The organism is Yoonia maricola (genome assembly GCF_002797915.1).
Taxonomy (GTDB): Bacteria; Pseudomonadota; Alphaproteobacteria; order Rhodobacterales; family Rhodobacteraceae; genus Yoonia; species Yoonia maricola.
The window spans coordinates 614110-632349 of record NZ_PGTY01000002.1; the positions used below are offsets into that span (position 1 = coordinate 614110).

18 protein-coding genes and 1 riboswitch are annotated in these 18240 nt (G+C 53.6%); of the genes, 9 read left to right on the forward strand and 9 right to left on the reverse strand.

What is annotated here, in order from left to right; all coding sequences use genetic code 11:
* Positions 1–105: riboswitch (guanidine-I (ykkC/yxkD leader) on the reverse strand.
* Between the two features lie 215 nt (positions 106–320).
* Entirely contained in the window at positions 321–908 is a 588-nt protein-coding gene (locus tag BC777_RS13225; protein ID WP_100368632.1) for a hypothetical protein, read from the forward strand.
* Positions 909–1074: 166 nt separating this feature from the next.
* Positions 1075–2247, forward strand: a complete 1173-nt coding sequence (locus BC777_RS13230; protein WP_211095378.1) for a ParB N-terminal domain-containing protein — start codon at positions 1075–1077, stop codon at positions 2245–2247.
* A 220-nt stretch (positions 2248–2467) separates the two neighbouring features.
* Here BC777_RS13230 and BC777_RS13235 read toward each other — a convergent pair whose 3' ends face one another.
* Complete coding sequence (locus tag BC777_RS13235) at positions 2468–3703, reverse strand: lytic murein transglycosylase (RefSeq protein ID WP_100368633.1); 1236 nt, start codon at positions 3701–3703, stop codon at positions 2468–2470.
* 439 nt (positions 3704–4142) lie between these two features.
* Positions 4143–4790 carry a GntR family transcriptional regulator gene (locus BC777_RS13240; RefSeq protein ID WP_100368634.1) on the reverse strand — a complete coding sequence of 216 codons (648 nt, stop codon included), beginning with the start codon at positions 4788–4790 and terminating at the stop codon, positions 4143–4145.
* 140 nt (positions 4791–4930) lie between these two features.
* Between BC777_RS13240 and dctP the strand changes: the two genes are divergently transcribed.
* The 5 genes from dctP to BC777_RS13265 all read left to right on the forward strand — a co-directional run bounded on the left by dctP (position 4931) and on the right by BC777_RS13265 (position 10627).
* Positions 4931–5917, forward strand: a complete 987-nt coding sequence (dctP, locus tag BC777_RS13245; protein WP_100368635.1) for a TRAP transporter substrate-binding protein DctP — start codon at positions 4931–4933, stop codon at positions 5915–5917.
* Positions 5918–5998: 81 nt separating this feature from the next.
* Positions 5999–6547, forward strand: coding sequence for a TRAP transporter small permease (locus BC777_RS13250; protein WP_100368636.1), 549 nt, complete (start codon positions 5999–6001; stop codon positions 6545–6547).
* Complete coding sequence (locus tag BC777_RS13255; RefSeq protein WP_100368637.1) at positions 6547–7863, forward strand: TRAP transporter large permease; 1317 nt, start codon at positions 6547–6549, stop codon at positions 7861–7863. The genes BC777_RS13250 and BC777_RS13255 overlap by 1 nt, the downstream gene beginning before the upstream one ends.
* On the forward strand, positions 7860–9098 hold the full coding sequence (locus tag BC777_RS13260; protein WP_100368638.1) for a malonyl-CoA decarboxylase: 1239 nt from the start codon (positions 7860–7862) through the stop codon (positions 9096–9098). The genes BC777_RS13255 and BC777_RS13260 overlap by 4 nt, the downstream gene beginning before the upstream one ends.
* A gap of 11 nt (positions 9099–9109) precedes the next feature.
* Positions 9110–10627, forward strand: coding sequence for a malonate--CoA ligase (locus BC777_RS13265; RefSeq protein WP_100368639.1), 1518 nt, complete (start codon positions 9110–9112; stop codon positions 10625–10627).
* A gap of 237 nt (positions 10628–10864) precedes the next feature.
* On the opposite strand, the gene BC777_RS13270 is transcribed toward BC777_RS13265, so the two are convergent.
* On the reverse strand, positions 10865–11242 hold the full coding sequence (locus tag BC777_RS13270) for a VOC family protein (RefSeq protein ID WP_100368640.1): 378 nt from the start codon (positions 11240–11242) through the stop codon (positions 10865–10867).
* Between the two features lie 39 nt (positions 11243–11281).
* Here BC777_RS13270 and BC777_RS13275 point away from each other — a divergent pair, with 39 nt between their 5' ends.
* Positions 11282–11824: a winged helix-turn-helix transcriptional regulator gene (locus tag BC777_RS13275; protein ID WP_100368641.1), complete on the forward strand. Its 543-nt coding sequence runs from the start codon at positions 11282–11284 to the stop codon at positions 11822–11824.
* A 78-nt stretch (positions 11825–11902) separates the two neighbouring features.
* On the opposite strand, the gene BC777_RS13280 is transcribed toward BC777_RS13275, so the two are convergent.
* From BC777_RS13280 to BC777_RS13300, 5 genes are read right to left on the reverse strand one after another with little or no spacing between them, the layout of a single operon-like run.
* Positions 11903–12748 carry a mechanosensitive ion channel family protein gene (locus BC777_RS13280; RefSeq protein ID WP_100368642.1) on the reverse strand — a complete coding sequence of 282 codons (846 nt, stop codon included), beginning with the start codon at positions 12746–12748 and terminating at the stop codon, positions 11903–11905.
* A 1-nt stretch (position 12749) separates the two neighbouring features.
* On the reverse strand, positions 12750–13049 hold the full coding sequence (locus tag BC777_RS13285; protein WP_100368643.1) for a 4a-hydroxytetrahydrobiopterin dehydratase: 300 nt from the start codon (positions 13047–13049) through the stop codon (positions 12750–12752).
* Positions 13046–14230 (reverse strand): GNAT family N-acetyltransferase, encoded by a 1185-nt coding sequence (locus BC777_RS13290; RefSeq protein ID WP_100368644.1) that lies wholly within the window; start codon positions 14228–14230, stop codon positions 13046–13048. The genes BC777_RS13285 and BC777_RS13290 overlap by 4 nt, the downstream gene beginning before the upstream one ends.
* A 31-nt stretch (positions 14231–14261) precedes the next feature.
* A complete protein-coding gene (locus BC777_RS13295) occupies positions 14262–15014 on the reverse strand; it encodes a glycerophosphodiester phosphodiesterase family protein (RefSeq protein ID WP_100368645.1) in 753 nt (250 codons plus the stop codon).
* Positions 15011–15481 carry a RidA family protein gene (locus tag BC777_RS13300; protein ID WP_100368646.1) on the reverse strand — a complete coding sequence of 157 codons (471 nt, stop codon included), beginning with the start codon at positions 15479–15481 and terminating at the stop codon, positions 15011–15013. Before BC777_RS13300 ends, BC777_RS13295 begins: the two co-directional genes overlap by 4 nt.
* Positions 15482–15610: 129 nt before the next feature.
* On the opposite strand from BC777_RS13300, the gene BC777_RS13305 reads away from it, so the two are divergent.
* On the forward strand, positions 15611–15970 hold the full coding sequence (locus tag BC777_RS13305) for a hypothetical protein (protein ID WP_100368858.1): 360 nt from the start codon (positions 15611–15613) through the stop codon (positions 15968–15970).
* Here BC777_RS13305 and BC777_RS13310 read toward each other — a convergent pair.
* On the reverse strand, positions 15967–18129 hold the full coding sequence (locus BC777_RS13310) for a transglycosylase domain-containing protein (RefSeq protein WP_100368647.1): 2163 nt from the start codon (positions 18127–18129) through the stop codon (positions 15967–15969). The two genes, BC777_RS13305 and BC777_RS13310, sit on opposite strands and share 4 nt — an antisense overlap.
* Positions 18130–18240: the final 111 nt, after the last annotated feature.

Consider the following 18240-nt stretch of genomic DNA (forward strand, 5'->3'; position numbering starts at 1 on the left):
GCCTCCCGGGATTTTGCCCCGCCGTGTACCGATTAGGATTGACCAATCGGCGATATCTCTCGGACCTGACCTTGCGTCGCAAGCGGAACCCTAGACATCCTGCCCCTTCATCCACGCTGACAAATGATCAGCGATCAAGCGTCTGACAGGGACGAGATCGCTACAGTTCGAGATTGCTCAAATTTTAATCGCATCCACTCTGGCTTGATTGATTTGACTCCGCTGTGTCGATACCCCAATGCGTTGTGCAAAACGCTCGAACACTTCGAGCGCGAAGCATGGGTACAATTAAGAACGAGCAATTCACTATCCAGATATAGTTGCATCGCCGCAAGCAGACGGCGGTCAATACCACTGGCTTCCAGAACGACATCATAACCACTGCGATCAGTATGTTGCCGGCCGAAGAACTGGCGTCTCGATTGGACCGGGATGAATTTCTGACTACCAGCTTGATTGCCGAATTCATCCGGAAGACGCCTCCGAAAGACTGGCCGCAACAACTATCCATACATGTTGCGGGACTTCTAGACCGGTCCAAAAAAGCGCCACGTGGCCGCCCGCCAAACAAGTATCAGGTCGTTGAGGATGTTCGCATTCAAATCCACCGTCGGTCGGCCTTGAAAGTCTTGCAGGGAGAGACGGATGACATTCCATCTGAATTTGTGGAACTTGTCCTACAAATGAAAGACGATCTGGAGCCATCACCGGCGCTGTATGAGAAAGCAAAGGCGATTACGTCGATTCTGATCCTTGGCCACGATGGACATGTCAAAAAAGTACAAGACCGGTACAGTTCCAAAAAAAACCTAGAATTGTTTGGAATGATTAATCCGGCTACTAAGCCGATGATGATTGGGCCTGTTTACAAGGAGTGGCACAATGAAAACAAAACCCGCGCGCCCTGAGCGCGATCTGAACCATATCGAACGCAGACATCAGATTCAGTCACAGCTTCGGCAACGTGACAGTATTTGTTCACGACCACGTGACGTCCCCCACCGGACGAACGGTCTTGTGCAGGTGGCAGTTCTCGTTCCGACCTGAACCCGGAGAAGTCATCGCCAAGGTCGAGTGACGGTTGTCGCTATAAGTAATCATTCCAACTCACAGCAAATCAAGCATTTGCCGATTGATGCTCTCAGCCCATACGCCAACAACCCACGCACACATTCAAATCAGCAGGTTCGTCAGATTGCCGACAGCATTGAAGAGTTCGGCTGGACCAATCCGGTTCTGATTGACGCTGACAATGGCATCATAGCTGGCCATGAGCGGATTGCAGCAGCGAAGTTGCTCGGCATGTCGGACGTGCCTGTGATGCGCGTCGATCATCTGACTGACGCGCAAAAGCGCGCATACATAATAGCCGATAACAAGCTTGCCGAGAATGCTGGCTGGGATGATGAACTGCTGGTTATTGAACTGCAGGCCTTGTCGGATCTCGCGCGCAAGCATGCGAACGATTGCCGCGCCTTGATGCGGACGGGCTGGTATCGGCGTCTCTTTCCCAAGACTCTCCTTCAAAAGGGGAGGTCGGCAGAAATGGACTTCAATACGACAGCAGGTGGTGAACGTCTGTCGACTTCGGTCGGTGGAACGCTGACCGGCCGCGGTGGCGACATCATCATTATTGATGATCCGATCAAACCAGATGAGGCATTGTCTGAAACAACCCGCAGGGCCGTACTGTCCTGGTTCAGCAATACATTGTCATCGCGACTAAACGACAAGAAACGGGGTGCCATCGTCTTGGTCATGCAGCGCCTGCATGAGGAAGATCTGGCTGGGCATCTACTTGAAGCTGGTGGCTGGTATCATTTATCTCTGCCAGCTATTGCGGAGGTTGATCTACAAATTCCGGTGGGAAGAAACCAAACCCATCAGTTTGCGGAGGGTTCAGCTCTGCATGCTGAACGAGAAAGCGTTATGCAGCTAGAAATCCTGCGTCGCAGCATGGGTTCAGCAAACTTCTCGGCTCAATATCAGCAAAGCCCGGTCCCCGTTGAAGATCTGCATGTCAAACGTGACTGGTTGCGCTATTGCGACGTACAGCCCGACCCAATCACCGGCGACAGAATTGTGCAGAGTTGGGATACGGCCAGCAAGGACGGTGTGTTCAGTGACTATTCGGTCTGTGTCACGGCACTCACCCGCAAGCGCGAGGTCTATATCCTTGATGTCTACCGGGCCAAGTTGCAGTTTCCAGACCTGAAGCGACGGGTTGTAGAACTTGCAGTCAAATAGGCCGTCAATGTTCTGCTGATTGGAGACTCACCGCTAAGGCCGCAACTGATTGAACCGTGATGGTGATGTAGCGGCCGGAGCCATGGAGCTAGCTTGTGTTAGTGGCTTTCGTATTGCTGCTGTTCGACCATCGTGCAGCATTATCGTCATAACAATGGCCGGGCTGGGGGAGATGGGCGAAGCCGCTTGCGCGGCATTGGCGCGCATGGCCAGTGGCATTTCAACGAATGATATCTGATATTAGCTCCTGACTAGGATAACACGTTGCTCGTTCACCGTTCTGTTCTTGCCATTGGCCTATTGATCGCCGCGTTTTATTGCCAATCAGACCGTCGGCACCGCCGACATCAAATCCGCGTTCTTCCAACTTACGTTGCATATCAGTAATGCGGACACGTGACAGATCACTCAGTCTATCCCACCCGCCAGCGAAATCGCCAACGCCGAATTTGATGCGATCACCCACGTGCCCAACAAACAGCGCGTAGACGTCACTTTCGTTGTATTCTTTCAAGACATAGAAGTTCGATGTCACGATAAATGCAGGTCCGTGCAGACCAGCAGGCATCAGCAAATAGCCTACCTCGTCAACTTCGGGACTTGGGAACGGGCGTCCCGACACGCGGGTGATGCCCATTGAAAGCCACTGCCGAATTGGTCGACCGTTGTCTGGACCTTCCAACGAACACGATACGGTGGCCGGAACGGCAACCTCAAAACCCCAATCCCGGCCTGCGTTCCAGCCATATTGCTGCAGATAGGATGCGATTGATGCCAGTGTATCGCGTTCAGACCGCCAAATGTCTGCGCGCCCATCGCCATCCCCATCAGTTGCGTAAGCAAGATAGCTGCTTGGCATGAATTGCGGTTGGCCAAGTGCGCCTGCCCAACTGCTTCTCATCTGGTCACGTGTGGCAAAGCCCTCTTCGAGCATTCTAAGCGCCGCGATGAGTTCATCTGCAAAGTATGCGGTGCGGTTACTCATAAACCCTTTGGTACTGAGAATTTCAAACGCATCATGCGGGATTGCCGCGCGACCGAAGCTGCTTTCGCGGCCCCAGATTGATAGAATTATCTGCCCCGGCACACCTGTTTGTTGCTCGATCTGAGCAAGCGTTGTTGCATGACGTGACGCCATCTGACGTCCAATACTTGCGGTACCTGACACGCCGCCCGGTGCAAAGTAGCTGGCCGGCGCACGAAACTCAGCTTGCGATTGACGGCTTTCGTCGGGTCTTCCCGGAATGACCAGATTAGGAAGGTCCCAGTTCAGATCCACATTGGACAACGCAGCTTCAAAGGTTGTTCTGTTAACGCCAGCTGAACTGGCTCTTGGCCAGACGTTATCTTCTAACCATGCTTGGAAATTGGCTTCGATTGACACGCGATCTTGTGCTTGCATTACACTTGGCAAGCATAGTGTGAGAAACACGATGACGCAGGCAGAGCATTTCATTGCGGTTCATCCTTACGAAGGCAGTCATGTCGCACATCAAACACCAAGAGCCCCAAGTAGACAAACCGTTCCAATCGTCCCCTTCATTCAATTATCGGCTGTCGTCCGTGAAGCACGGCCAATTATTACAACAAGGCACTCAATATGTGAGTTTTGGGCTCTCAGTCGCCATTAAATCGGTTGCAGCATGTTGGCATTGTGGGCGCACCAGCAGCGTCAAGGACGGCCCAAACCTGTCGTTCGCCAAACAACACGATCGCTGTAGTGCGGCCCGTCAAAGCGGAAATTGAAGTGGGTAGCCGTGAGGACCCGTTTAGAGCCCAAAGTGCATGATGCTGCGCTTCGAAGAGAGGTCCGCTTTCCGTATTCAATTGACGGCAATCAATACAAAATTCTGGTTTGGCTCTGGGACCGTTTTCCTGACTGAGTAGACCGGCTTCTAATGTTTGAGCCCAGCTATCAACTGTTGAAACTTCTCGCCCTGCACCGTGACGTGACCACGCAGCAATCTGGCGGCGAGTTCGGCTTCCCCGTACTCTAGGGCTTGAATAATCTCTTCATGTTCAGCCAGCGATTGAGCCATGCGACCTCGAAAGCGTAATTGAACACGACGAAAGGGTTTTAGCCTGTTTTGCAGTCGCAGAGCTTCTCCTTGCAAATGGGAATTTGTTGCCCCGCGATATATCTCTTGGTGAAAGCTCTCATTCTCCAGATAGTAACCTGCGGCATCCTCTCTCTCGACGGCATCTCGACATCTCGAATTTGCGTCAGCAAGGCGTTCCAAACCTTCGTCGGTCATTCTGGCTGCAGCGAAGCGACCACATGCCGCTTCCAGTTCAGCCATAGTTTCGAACATTTCGAGCAATTCCACAGGACCCGGTTGGCGCACGAACACACCACGACGTGGAATCTGTTCCGCCATTCCCGACATGACCAGTCTTTGCAAAGCCTCTCGGATCGGCGTCCGTGAGACGCTGAAATGTTCGGCAAGTTTGATCTCATCAAGTCTTTCACCATCTGCATACTCTCCTTGGAAAACAAGTTGCTCAAGGGAGTCTGCAATCTGGTCTGCGCGTTTTAATTCCATAGGACAATAATACTGCGCACCACATATGAGATGCAAGAATTAAGTTATTGTATACAAGATTATTGACTGGGGATGCAGAGTGGACAATGATGGACTATTGCCGCCCCTGAGGAGAGTCGGCGTTTAAATGGGAGGAAACTATGAACATGAAATTTCTTGCGACGGCTGCGTTAGCACTGACAGCAGGTTTGTCATCAACAGCACAGGCTGAAGAGCTACGTCTGTCTCATCAGTGGTCGAACACCGACATTCGTCATCAAGTCGCACAAATGGTCGCCGATGGGGTGGCCGAAGCCGATGTGGACCTTGAGATCAGCATCTTTGGCACACAGTCTTTGTTTAAGGCCCGCGAACAATATCGCCCCCTTAGCCGTGGACTGCTTGACATGACCGTTCTGCCACTCAGCTACGCTGGTGGCCAACAGCCTGCTTTCAACCTGACACTAATGCCCGGTCTGGTCAAAAACCATGATCACGCCGCTCGCTTGAGCGCGTCTCCATTTATGGAAGCACTTGAAGAGAAAATGGCCGATGATGACGTCATGGTTCTTGTACACGGCTATCTGGCGGGTGGATTTGTCGGGAAAGATGCCTGCATTACAAGCCCATCCGATGTTGAAGGTTTGCAAACGCGCGCTGCGGGTAAAGCATTTGAGCAAATGCTTGCCGGTGCAGGTGCATCAATCACCTCAATGTCGTCCTCCGAAATCTATAGTGCAATGCAAACCGGTATTCTGAACGCGGCGAATACATCCTCGTCATCGTTCGTGTCATATCGCATTTACGAGCAGGCAGCCTGTTACACGCCTGCCGCAGACGTCGCGCTTTGGTTCATGTATCAGCCACTCTTGATGAACAAATCGACCTTCGATGGGCTAAATGAAGATCAGCAGGCGGCGCTTATGGCTGCGGCTGCGGAAGCAGAGGCCTTCTATCTTGAAGAAGCTAAGAAGCAGGATGCAGCCTCGGTTGCGGTCTTCGAAGAGGCCGGTGTTGAGATCGCCGAGATGACGATCGAAGACTTCGAGGCGTGGCGCGCCTTAGCTCAAGAAACGTCCTATCAGGCATTCGTAGAAGAAGTGCCTGACGGACAAGAGCTTCTCGATATGGCGCTTGCTGTCGAATAAGCGTTCGCGGGCGGCAACCACCTACAGTGCTGCCGCCCCACCCAGTCTTTCTCGAAATACACTTTTGAAAGGATAGCTGACATGGCTGGCCAAAGCTCAGCCGTAGAATCGCGTACGGGTAATAACCTGTTTTTACGCGGTGTTGCGGCACTCTCTACTTTTGCGGGTTGGTGCTCTGCAGCCATGATCGTTGCTGCCGTCGCAATTACTTGCCAAATGATTTTCGTCCGGTTTGTGTTGAACCAATCCACCATTTGGCAAACAGAAGCTGTCATTTATCTGGCCATCGGTTCGACCTTGATCGGTCTGCCTTATGTGCAAAGGCTGCGTGGCCATGTGAATGTCGACCTGATCCCTTTGGCGCTTCCGAAAACGGCGCGCTACTACATGTGCATTCTGACACTTTCGCTGTCGATTGCGATGGTCGCGGTCCTGCTTTTTTACGGGTATGAACACTGGCATCTGACCTATGAGCGTAACTGGAAATCTGACACCGTTTGGGGTGTGAGGTTGTGGATTCCTTATCTGGCGCTTCCCGTTGGTTTTGGATTGTTCTTGCTTCAGCTGATTGCGGATCTCGTTGCTGTCATTCTCAAAATTGACAAGCCTTTTGGTCTGGAGGACGTGTAATGGACCCGCTCTTGCTTGGCGTAATTGTCGCCGTTGCCACGATCATTGTATTGTTTTCCGGTGTGTCTGTTGCACTTGGGTTGTTGATCGTTTCCACCGGTTTTATCTTAATTTTCGATGGTATGCGGTCTTTGGAGCTCTTGCCCGAAATCCTTTTTGGTAAGCTTGATAACTTTGCCCTTCTTGCCATTCCAATGTTCATCATTATGGGGTCATCTATTGCCTCGACCAGAGCGGGGGCGGATCTTTATGAAGCGCTCGAACGGTGGTTGACGCGCGTTCCCGGCGGGTTGGTCATATCGAACCTTGGTGCCTGTGCACTTTTCGCAGCCATGTCAGGGTCTAGCCCCGCAACTTGTGCGGCCATCGGGAAAATGGGTATTCCTGAAATGCGCAAGCGTGGATATCCCGATGGCGTTGCTGCTGGGTCAATCGCGGCAGGCGGTACATTGGGCATCCTTATCCCTCCCTCCGTTACGATGATCGTTTACGGCATTGCAACCGAGACCTCGATTGGCCGCCTGTTCCTCGCCGGTGTTATACCCGGGCTGCTGCTTGTGCTGCTATTTATGATATGGTCGCTCTATTCCACATGGCAATCCGGCGACAAACAGCTTCTCAACGCAGGCACGTATACTTGGAAGCAGAAGTTTGAGATTCTGCCACGGGTTCTGCCATTCTTGGGCATTATCGTCGGCGTTCTTTATGCGATGTATGGCGGGATAGCGACCCCGTCTGAAACGGCTGCGGTTGGTGCGTTGCTGTGTCTGCTCATCGCAATGATCATCTATAAGCTCTGGAATCCAAAGGATCTCTGGATTGTCCTGCGTGACAGCACAAAAGAGAGCGTCATGATCCTGTTCATCATCGCGGCCGCAGGCGTGTTTTCTTACATGCTGTCAAGCTTGATGATCACCCAATCCATTGCGGAATGGATTGGCACGCTAGACGTCAACCGTTGGGTGCTGATGGGCTTTGTGATGTTGTTCCTGCTAGTCGCAGGTTTCTTCCTGCCGCCTGTCGCCGTAATTCTGATGGCGGCTCCAATCCTATTGCCGATCATCACCACAGCTGGTTTTGACCCCATCTGGTTTGCGGTTGTCTTGACGATCAACATGGAGATCGGGCTGATATCACCGCCGGTTGGCCTCAACCTCTACGTCATCAACGGCATCGCACCGGATATCTCTCTCAAGACCATTCTGAAAGGCTCCTTGCCTTTTGTGGCTTGCATGGTGATCGCGATCATCCTGCTGTGCATCTTCCCGGGGCTTGCGACATGGCTGCCTGATGTTGTCATGGGTAAAGCGATATGAGTTACTTTTCCGAACTGATTTCGACGATATTTGAGCGCCGCTACCAAAAGGCGCTCTCTCTCGAAGCCGATGATAGGGCGACGTCGGATTTGTGTGAAGCGCTACTGAGTAGCCATGGTGAAGTGTCAGGCGTGACCCTCGCCCGCAACCTACTGGATCGCTATGGCGCGATGAGCCAAGATGAAAAAGCGGCATTTTTTGAGTTCATGAAACATGGGCTTGAGATCAACCCTGATGACGTCATCAGCACGCTGGACGCTTATAAAGCCAAACCTAGCAAAGGTACATACCGTGCCTTTGCTTCAGCCTGCGAGCCGCAGCGTCAGGAATTAGCTCGTCGCCTCAATCAAGTTCCGGGTGCGACGGGCCAGTTGGTTCAGATGCGCAAGGACTTGTTGGACATGATGAAGGAACGGCCAGACCTTGAACCTCTGGATGTGGATTTCAGACACCTGTTTGCATCTTGGTTCAACCGCGGTTTCCTTGTGCTTCGGCCGATTGATTGGGCCAGCCCTGCGGATATTCTTGAAAAGATTATTGCCTATGAAGCCGTGCATGAAATTGACAGTTGGAATGATCTGCGTCGGAGATTGAAACCGACTGACCGCCGTTGCTTTGGCTTCTTTCATCCAGCAATGGCTGACGAACCGCTCATCTTTGTCGAAGTCGCTCTGACCAAAGGTGTGCCCAGTTCGGTGCAGGATTTGCTTGCCGATGAACGTGACGAGATTGACGCAGAAGATGCGGATACAGCGGTTTTTTACTCGATATCGAATTGTCAGGCTGGACTGGCGGGCATCTCTTTCGGCAACTCACTGATCAAGCAGGTCGTGTCTGACCTGTCCAAAGACCTGCCCGGTTTGTCGACATTTGTAACACTATCACCAATTCCCGGCCTAAATACATGGCTGGACGGCACCGACCTCGACACCCTGAAAGTGGCTGACAACCAAGCACTGGCCGCACATTATCTGCTAGAGGCAAAGCGGTCAGACGGCATGCCCTATGATCCGGTAGCGCGGTTCCACCTTGGCAACGGTGCCTTGGTCCATGACGTTCACGCAGAGGCCGATACATCGCCGAATGGACGCAATCAATCCAACGGAACAATGGTTAACTATCTTTACGACCTTTCCCAAATCTCACAAAACCACGAACAGTTCGTGGGTGAAAAGACAGTAGTTGCATCTGCTGCAGTTAAGACGCTGAGCGGGTTGGTGACACCCAAAAGCTAAGGAAATGGAAGATGACAAACCCTCTATATGATACACTTTTTGGGCAGCACCAGGGAAAGACGACACCATTTCTTGAATTGGGGGATGGTACAGTTATCACGCACAAAGACTACCTTCAGCTGGCGGCACAGTATGCGCATGTCTTCAAAAAACTCAGCGTTCAGCCCGGTGATCGCGTAGCGGTCCAGATCGGAAAATCCCCGCAAGCTTTGGCGCTCTATGCAGCATGTGTACAGGCCGGTATCGTATTCCTGCCTCTCAACACAGCATACACAGCCGATGAGATATCTTACTTCATAGAAAATAGTGGCGCGCGAGTCATCATTTGTGACGGCAAACGATCCGGAACACTGCAACCGATTGCGGAGGCGACCGGCGCAATTCTTGAGACAATGAACAACGACGGCAGCGGCAGCTTTGCATTGCATGCGGAGGCAATGCCCACCGTGTACGCAACCACTGATCGATCAGAAGATGATCTTGCCGCGTTTCTCTATACATCAGGTACGACCGGACGCTCTAAGGGTGCGATGTTGACCCAGCGCAATCTCCTCTCAAATAGCCAAGCCTTGACAAAAGAGTGGTCGTTTACGTCCGATGATGTGCTGCTTCACGCCCTGCCGATTTTCCATACGCACGGGTTATTTGTCGCAACGAATATATCACTGCTTGCTGGCAGCAAGATTATCTTCATGCAGAAGTTCGATCTGGACGTCATCATTGAACAGATGCCGAATGCCACCACTATGATGGGTGTTCCAACATTCTACACGCGATTGCTGGAAGACGAGCGATTTACCAAGAAAGTCGCGGCGCATATGCGGCTTTTTGTTTCTGGCAGCGCGCCACTGCTTGCCGAAACGCATGCGCTGTTTGAAGAGCGTACAGGTCACCGTATTCTGGAACGCTACGGCATGACAGAAACCAATATGAACACGTCCAATCCATACACTGGTGAACGACGTGCGGGGACCGTTGGCTTCCCGCTGCCGGGTGTCGAGATCAAAATCACAGACAGCAAAACGGGAGCAACACTACCACAAGGGGTTATCGGTGAGATCGAAGTTCGTGGCCCCAACGTCTTTAAGGGTTACTGGCAAATGCCTGAGAAAACCTCCGAAGAGCTGCGTGAAGATGGTTTCTTCATTACCGGTGATTTGGGGCGGATTGATGAAGACGGCTATTTACATATCGTTGGGCGTAACAAGGACCTGATCATTTCCGGTGGGTACAACATTTATCCTAAAGAGATCGAGCTCTTGTTGGACGACGAAGAAGGCGTCCTTGAAAGTGCGGTCGTCGGCGTACCACATCCGGATTTCGGCGAAACAGTGGTCGGTGTCCTTGTCGCGGAAACAGGTGCCGACCTCGACCTTGACGCAATCAAGAACAACGTCGGAATCTCACTTGCGCGCTTCAAACACCCTCAAAAACTCGTCGTATTGCCAGAACTCCCTCGCAATACGATGGGGAAAGTGCAAAAGAAGGCATTGCGCGAAGAATACAAAGACCTGTTTGCCACGACATAAAGTACCTGAACCGATTTGCGGCTGCGTCCAGCGCGTTGTAGACCAATTCTGGTTATCGAAGGTAGAATCCGCAGATTGCACAAAGCAGACCTTAGCGCAGTTGCAGCGAAAGGTAACTTCGTCCCGCAGTTCAGTCATCAATATGGCTTGCAGAGAAAGTGGGGAATGAGCCCATTTCACCGGATGCTGCGGACTCTACGAATGACTGCTATATCGACGACCGCTTTTCGGGATCGTTCATGACGCGTCCGTCAAATCTTCTGCGAGCATGAGTGCGTTCCCATCTGGGTCATAAAAAGTTGCTGTTTTTACCATACCTTCGACGACATCCGTTTCGCCATCGAACCTAACTTTGGCGTGCTCCAGTTTCTGCCTTGCAGCGTCCAGGTCAGCTATCCCAAAGACGGGTACGCAGTTGCCCGGTGCAGGCTTGGTGTGCTCGCCAAGGCCAATTGTTACGCCAGCTGTATTCGTTTGAAGTTCTGACCAGCCTGCGTCGTCTGCATGATAAATAGTCTTAAATCCCAACATGCTGCCGTACCATTCAGCGCTTACGTGACGGTCCTTGACGGACAGAGAAATATTGATGGTTTCATCGGGCGAAATAAGAGACATGGTCTTTCCTTTTTTACCTAAATATATTAACTATACTTTATGGACATTAAGCTATTTGTCAACGTCACTTCAAGAGCTTGGGCGCTAGCCATTTTATCGAACTTGCACGCAGGTGTTGCGGGACGGCAGGCACCTTTGTTGGCTGCAACTGGCGCGAGTAGAACCGCTTTCGCCCAAAGCATGGATCACTTAATCACGGTGGGCTTGCTAGAACGAAACCCTGGTTATGGTCATCCATTGCGTCCGGAATTCCGACTCACATCGTTAGGAGTTTCAGCAGCTGCCATGGCCAACAAAATTCAAAGTGTAGCCGGTAAAGAAGACCAAGACTTGCTCCGTCGGTCATGGACGCTGCCAGTGTTGACGACGCTTCACACACCTAGCCGCTTCAATGACATCAAGCGGAGTTTGCCGTCAATTACGGATCGAGCATTGTCGCAATCGCTGAAAATAATGGAAGTCAGAAGCTGGGTGTGCCGTGCCGTTGACGAGACGGCTCGTCCACCGAGATCGATTTACTCTGCTGTGAATGCTGGCGCAGCGATTAGTCAGGCAACGGCACCAGAAATCAGGTTTGTTTAGCAAGACCGGACGTTCGTTCGGAAGTGGTGAAGGTCGGATAAGTCCCGCAAAACAGACGTCGCACCAAGATCGTAAAACCTACCCCTGCACCTGCACCACAGTCCGTGTCGGGAACGGAATATCCACGCCAGCCGCGTCCAGTGCCTCTTTCACCTGCCGTTTCATATCAGCCTGAAAGGCAAAGTAATCGGCACTATCGCACCACACCCGCACTAGAAAATCGACCGAGCTATCGCCTAGATTATTCACTTGAATAAATGGTTCCGGGTCCGCCTTCGCGCGTTCATCCGCCATAATGGTTGATCGGATTGTCTCTTCTGCCAGCTTTAGATTTGCGCCATATCCCACACCAAAGGTCCACTCGGCCCGGCGGGTGTCATAGCTGGAATAATTTATGATCGTATTGCCCCATACTTCCGAATTGGGAATGATGATCTGCACGTTACCGATAGAGGCAAGTTCGGTAAAATTCAGCGCAATCTCTTTCACCGTGCCCATCTGTCCGTTCACTTCGACAAAGTCACCGATTTTGAAGGGGCGGAAGAACACGATCATGACACCAGCCGCCACATTCGACAGCGTCCCTTGCAGAGCCAGACCAATCGCCAGACCCGCCGCACCGATGACGGCGACAACAGATGTGGTCTGTATCCCAAACGTGTTCAGTACAAAGAGAAAGGCAAAGCCAATAACAATATAGCGTGCAACATTGCCCAGAAAGTTGAACAGCGTGACATCCAGATGCGCGTATTTGCCGCCCAGATTGACCAACCTGCGGCGCGCCCAACCCCCCACCAGAAAGCCAACGAATAGGATCGCCAACGCGGCCAGCACGCTGCCAATCGCCGACACGAAGAATTCAAGCGTCAACAAGTCTGCGATGGTTTTCCCGTCCCAGAGTACGGTATTCAACAGTTGGTCCAATTCAGCCCCCGGCGAGTTTATCCATGATAGCGCCCAATTGCGCGTCCAATGCGCTTAGGCCATCTGCATCATGGGTCGTCAAGGTGACTTCAACAGTCTTATAGACGTTCGACCACTCGGGATGGTGGTTCAGCTTTTCAGCATGGATCGCCGCACGGGTCATGAACCCGAAAGCCTCAACGAAGTTAGTGAAGACGAATTTCTTGTAGATCGCTTCTCGCCCGTCTACCAAAGTCCAGCCCTGCGCCAAAAGCGGTTCGATTTTTTCTGCATGTTCTGCTGCGGTCAGTTTCTCGGTCATTGGTGATCCTCCATGTTCGATTTACGAAATGGGCCATAGCTGGTCAGCACTTCAATCTCGTTATCAATTGCTTCTCGCTCAGCCTCCAGATAGCGGGCAACGGCATCTTTGAACCCCGCATCGCCGAACCAATGCAGCGAATGGGTGGCTACCGGAAGATAGCCCCGTGCCAGCTTGTGTTCCCCTTGCGCGCCTGCTTCGACCTTACCCAGCCGATGCCGGATGGCATAGTCGATGGCGCGATAATAACATACTTCGAAATGCAGACAGGGATGGTGTTCAATGCAACCCCAATAGCGGCCGTAAAGCGTATCCCGCCCGATGAAGTTGAGCGCGCCCGCCACGGGTCGCCCATCGCGGATCGCCAGCACCATCAGCATGTCGTCGCGCATCGTTTGATGGGCAAAGTGAAAGAAATTCCGCGTCAGATATGGGGTCCCCCATTTGCGGCTGCCGGTGTCTTGGTAGAAGATCCAAAAAGCGTCCCAATGCTCCGGCTGGATTTGGTCCCCCGTCAGTTCAATGATCTCACCACCAAAGTTATTCGCTGTGCTGCGTTCTTTGCGCATGTTCTTGCGCTTGCGGCTGGAGAGCGAGCCCAGGAACGCATCGAAATCCGCATAATCCTCATTCACCCAGTGAAACTGCTGTCCGATCCGGGTAAGCAATCCCATTTCGGCCCCCGCGATCGCCTCGGCCTCGGTGCAAAAGGTGGCATGCACTGATGATAGTTCGTTGTCGGCGGCAATCTGTACTGCCCCCTGAACCAGCGCTGACATCCCCGTCACCTCATGCCCCGGTTTCGTCAGAAAGCGCCGCCCCGTTGCGGGGGTAAAGGGCACTGCGATTTGCAGCTTAGGATAATAGCGCCCGCCTGCATTTTCATAGGCATGTGCCCAGTTGTGATCAAAGATGTACTCGCCCTGACTATGCCCTTTGGCATAAAGCGGGGCGACCGCGATCATCTCATCCCCTTGCTTGGCCGTCAGATAGCGCGGCTGCCAGCCCGAACCGGGGCCGACTGATCCGCTGTCTTCCAAGGCCTTTATCAAACGGTGGGTCGTGAAGGGATCATTGGGGCGGCCATTGATGGCCTCAGGACAGGCGCAGGCATCCCAATCCTGCGCATCAATGGCGTTGATCGTCGGGTGTGCGGTGATCTCAATGGGTGCGTCGCTCATAAGGTGCAACTTGGGCGCAACGACCGCAGGGTCAAGCCAAGTAACCCTCAAAGGTCACATTATCGACAATACGGCGGGCCTCCGCTTCCGCCTTGGCGGACCGTATGGTCCATGTGAAAATATGTGCGCCTTGTGCTTTGAGTTCGGCCACACGCGGACGATCCAGGTCACTGGCTTCATGGCTGATAAAACAGGCCCCCACACGGTCATAATCAGGTATCTCGCGTAAGGTGTCCCGGACTTGATCCGGGACCTCTGGCCAGAACGCTGCCATATAACTGGACGTGGTGATCCCTCGCGGAATGTCCGGAGCGTATTGCGCACAAGCCGCTACCGCATGTGGGTTAAACGACATCAGCGCAACATCGCCGGAATAGGCTTCAAGCGCTGCACAGGTTGCCTGCTCCAACGGCCCCACATCCGCGCCCATCGCGCCATCCTGATCCTTGATCTCGATCAGCAGCGGGACGCGCTCCGCAACCAGCGCCAGCACAGCCTCAAGCGAAGGGATCATTCCGCCATCATCGGTCAGCGCAATTGCCTCTAACTGGGCGCGGGTCCGGTCACGCAACGGGCCGGCCTCGGCCGTCAGCCGGTCCAGCATATCATCATGAAACACCATCGCGTGACCATCGCGGGTCAGCTGCACATCCAGCTCAATCCCGTAACCAGCGGCAATCGCCGCCTCAATAGATTTCATGCTGTTCTCAACCCGCCCCGCCTTGCGATCATGCAAGGCGCGGTGGGTAATAGGACGCTCAAAGAAGGACGCAGGCAGGTTCATTTGATCTGAAAGATCGCTTCAATCTCAACGGCGACACCAAGCGGTAGACTGGCAGCACTCACAGCGGCACGGGCATGCCGTCCGGCATCGCCCAGCACCGCGACAAGGAAATCAGACGCACCATTGATCACCTGTGGTTGCTGGGTAAAATCAGCGGTTGAATTCACAAACCCGGTCAGTTTCACCACGCGGACCAACCGGTCAATATCACCCTCGCAAGCAATCTTCAGCTGGGTCAACAATGAGATCGCACAAAGCTGCGCCGCCGCGGCACCTTGTTCAATGGTAAGGTCATCACCAAGAACCCCTTGCACCAGACCATCATCGTTTTGGGAAATCTGGCCAGAAACGTAAACCATGTCTCCCACTTTCACGAACGGCAGGTAGTTCCCCTTCGCCTGCGGAACCGCCCCCATTTCAGGCAATGTGACACCCAGCTCGGCCAGTTTGGTTTCAATCATGCTCATCTCAGGTCTCCTTTTGGTCAGTTGTCGGGACGCTAGCGGGCAAAGGACGCAGGTGCAATCAGGTCACGCAGTGCAGGAACCGGCAAATGATGGATTGCCAATTGTCAGATGCTTCAGGAAGGTGTGGCGATGAGATTTGTTTTCCGAAACGTCACCACCGCATTTGCGCTCCTGCCTATGACATTGGCTGCCAGCCCGTACGACGGGGTCTACAAACAAACCGCCAACGCTGAATGCGCGCTGGTCGGGGTTGATGGTGGCGCGCTCAAGATTGAAGACGATATCTTTTATGGGGTCGAGGTCCAGTGTCGTATGACCAACCCGACCGATATCGACGATATGGGGGCCACGCTCTATGACATGCAATGTTCGGGCGAGGGCACATCATGGAGCGAACGCGCCATGCTGATGCCCGATGCCGATGACAGCGGGCTTTACATGATCTGGAGCGGCTATGCCTTCCGCTATGATCGCTGCGACAGCCCCTAGTTTTGCCCTGTCAGGATGCTGTCCAACAGGTTCAGAATATCTTGCGCGGGCGCTTGGCCGCCTTGACTTTCCAGCACCCCGGTTGAGGCTGGTTGCTGTGGAATCATCAGTGGTAGCGCCGTGGGTTGCTTGCCATCCAACACGCCCAGCATCGTTTCGCGCCAGATCGTGGCGGGCAATGTGCCGCCTGTAACATTCGTCAGCCGACTATTATTGTCATAGCCCATCCAAACGCCGGTCACATAGTCGCCAGTGAAGCCGATAAACCACGCATCGCGTGACCCTTGGGTGGTCCCGGTCTTGCCTGCAATCGGCCAACCAGCAATGCGTGCACGCTGCCCGGTGCCATCTTCAACCACCTTGGTCATCATCCAAGTCAGTTGACGGGCGGCTTCTTCACGGATGATCCGTTCGCCGATACCGACACCTGTCGCATCCATCAAAGGAATATCGTCTCCCATCAAGCGCAGGTCAGTCAGACCATATGGGGTCACTTGCGACCCGCCATTCAGAATACCAGCAAAAGCACCCGTCATATCCAATAGCGTGCTTTCCGATACACCCAGCGCCAGCGCCGGACCTGCGGCCAGATCACCCTGAACGCCAAAGCCGTTGGCCACATCGCTGACCAATCCGCGACCGACCTCCTCAGATACCAGAATTGCTGGAATGTTCCGACTGTTGGCCAGTGAGTCAATCATCGAAATCGGGCCTACGAACTTGCGATCATAATTCTCAGGACACCAATCGCCAGAGCCGGGCTGTTCAAAACAAACAGGCGAGTCGTCGATCATACTGTACGGCGACATCCCCAGATCAAGGGCGGCTGCATAGATGAAAGGCTTGAACGCTGATCCGGTCTGACGCAAGGCTTGCGTGGCCCTGTTAAACGCACCTGTGGCACTGATATTGCGCCCGCCCACCATTGCGCGCACAGCACCATCGGCAGACATGACGACAATCGCTGCCTGTGCCTCAGATCCTTCACGCACATCATTCTCAAACACCCGTATCAACGCCTCTTCCGCAGCGGTTTGAATGCGCTGGTCAAGCGTCGTGCGGATAATCACATCCTCTGTGGTGTCACGCGTAAAGAACTCTGGCCCGCTGGCCATCACCCAATCTGCAAAGAACCCGCCAGAGTTGGCACGGGCGGCATCGGTCAAAGTCGCCGGGTTTGTGCGGGCCTCATTGGCCTCAGCCGCACTGATATAGCCTTGATCTTGCATCAACCCGATCACAATCCCGGCGCGGTTTTGCGCGCGCTGCAGGTTGCGGGTCGGCGCATTGGCGGAGGGGGCGGTCAGCAGGCCAGCCAGCATCGCGGCCTGCGCGGGGTTCACTTCTGCTGCTGAGATGCCGAAATAGCGTTGGGCGGCGGCCTCAAACCCGCGGCTGCCCGCGCCCAGATAGGCACGGTTCAGATAGATCGTAAGGATTTCTTCCTTGGTATAGGCAATCTCCATTCCGACCGCGAACACAGCCTCACGAGCCTTGCGCCATAGTGTTGTACGGCGGCAATCGGCCTCATAGGCACTTTCGCTTTCCCATTTGGTCGGGTCAAACGGTACACCAAGACAAAGCAGCTTGGCGGTTTGCTGGGTAAGTGTAGAGCCGCCATTGCCGGACAATGGACCACGGCCTGCGCGCAGGTTGATGCGTACGGCAGAGGCGATACCGCGGGGCGAGATCCCAAGGTGGCGGTAAAAGCGTTTGTCTTCGGTCGCGACGACAGCATTGTGCAGATACGGAGACACGGTTTCGGCGGTGACCATGCCGCCAAACTGATCACCGCGCCATGCAAAGACATCGCCCTGAAAATCGGTCATGGTGACAGAGCCACGTGTGCGGCCGTCAATCAGGTCGGCCATTTCTGGCATATGGGCGGCAAAGTAGAACGAAAATCCGCCGATGATCAGGCCGACGACAAGGCCAATGCGCCATGTGAAGGCCCACAGCAACCTGAAGAACCAGCGAAACGGGGTCAAAAACCACCCTATGAACCCGCGTGGCTTGGCCTTCTTCGGTGCGGCCTTGCGTTTGCGGGCCGCAGGTTTTGCTGCCGCCTTCTTTGGCGGAGCCTTCTTTTTTGCCGCCGGTTTGGCTGCATAGCGTCTGTCAGCCACCAAAGGGGGCCGCTTGTTGCCGTTTCCACTCATGATCCGCTCGATTGACTGCTTTGGGTCTATTTTGGGCCACTATAGCGCGGCCTATCCCGAATGTAGAGCAGGGATGAGTCGCAATAGGCAGGTTTTTAAACCGCACAATAA

Coding starts and splice junctions, on each gene's coding strand:
- BC777_RS13250 (WP_100368636.1), top strand. CDS start 5,999: ATGGCTGGCCAAAGCTCAGCCGTAGAATCGCGTACGGGTAATAACCTG.
- BC777_RS13295 (WP_100368645.1), bottom strand. CDS start 15,014: ATGAACCTGCCTGCGTCCTTCTTTGAGCGTCCTATTACCCACCGCGCC.
- BC777_RS13235 (WP_100368633.1), bottom strand. CDS start 3,703: ATGAAATGCTCTGCCTGCGTCATCGTGTTTCTCACACTATGCTTGCCA.
- BC777_RS13285 (WP_100368643.1), bottom strand. CDS start 13,049: ATGACCGAGAAACTGACCGCAGCAGAACATGCAGAAAAAATCGAACCG.
- BC777_RS13310 (WP_100368647.1), bottom strand. CDS start 18,129: ATGAGTGGAAACGGCAACAAGCGGCCCCCTTTGGTGGCTGACAGACGC.
- dctP (WP_100368635.1), top strand. CDS start 4,931: ATGAACATGAAATTTCTTGCGACGGCTGCGTTAGCACTGACAGCAGGT.
- BC777_RS13305 (WP_100368858.1), top strand. CDS start 15,611: ATGAGATTTGTTTTCCGAAACGTCACCACCGCATTTGCGCTCCTGCCT.
- BC777_RS13265 (WP_100368639.1), top strand. CDS start 9,110: ATGACAAACCCTCTATATGATACACTTTTTGGGCAGCACCAGGGAAAG.
- BC777_RS13290 (WP_100368644.1), bottom strand. CDS start 14,230: ATGAGCGACGCACCCATTGAGATCACCGCACACCCGACGATCAACGCC.
- BC777_RS13275 (WP_100368641.1), top strand. CDS start 11,282: ATGGACATTAAGCTATTTGTCAACGTCACTTCAAGAGCTTGGGCGCTA.
- BC777_RS13260 (WP_100368638.1), top strand. CDS start 7,860: ATGAGTTACTTTTCCGAACTGATTTCGACGATATTTGAGCGCCGCTAC.
- BC777_RS13270 (WP_100368640.1), bottom strand. CDS start 11,242: ATGTCTCTTATTTCGCCCGATGAAACCATCAATATTTCTCTGTCCGTC.
- BC777_RS13300 (WP_100368646.1), bottom strand. CDS start 15,481: ATGAGCATGATTGAAACCAAACTGGCCGAGCTGGGTGTCACATTGCCT.
- BC777_RS13240 (WP_100368634.1), bottom strand. CDS start 4,790: ATGGAATTAAAACGCGCAGACCAGATTGCAGACTCCCTTGAGCAACTT.
- BC777_RS13255 (WP_100368637.1), top strand. CDS start 6,547: ATGGACCCGCTCTTGCTTGGCGTAATTGTCGCCGTTGCCACGATCATT.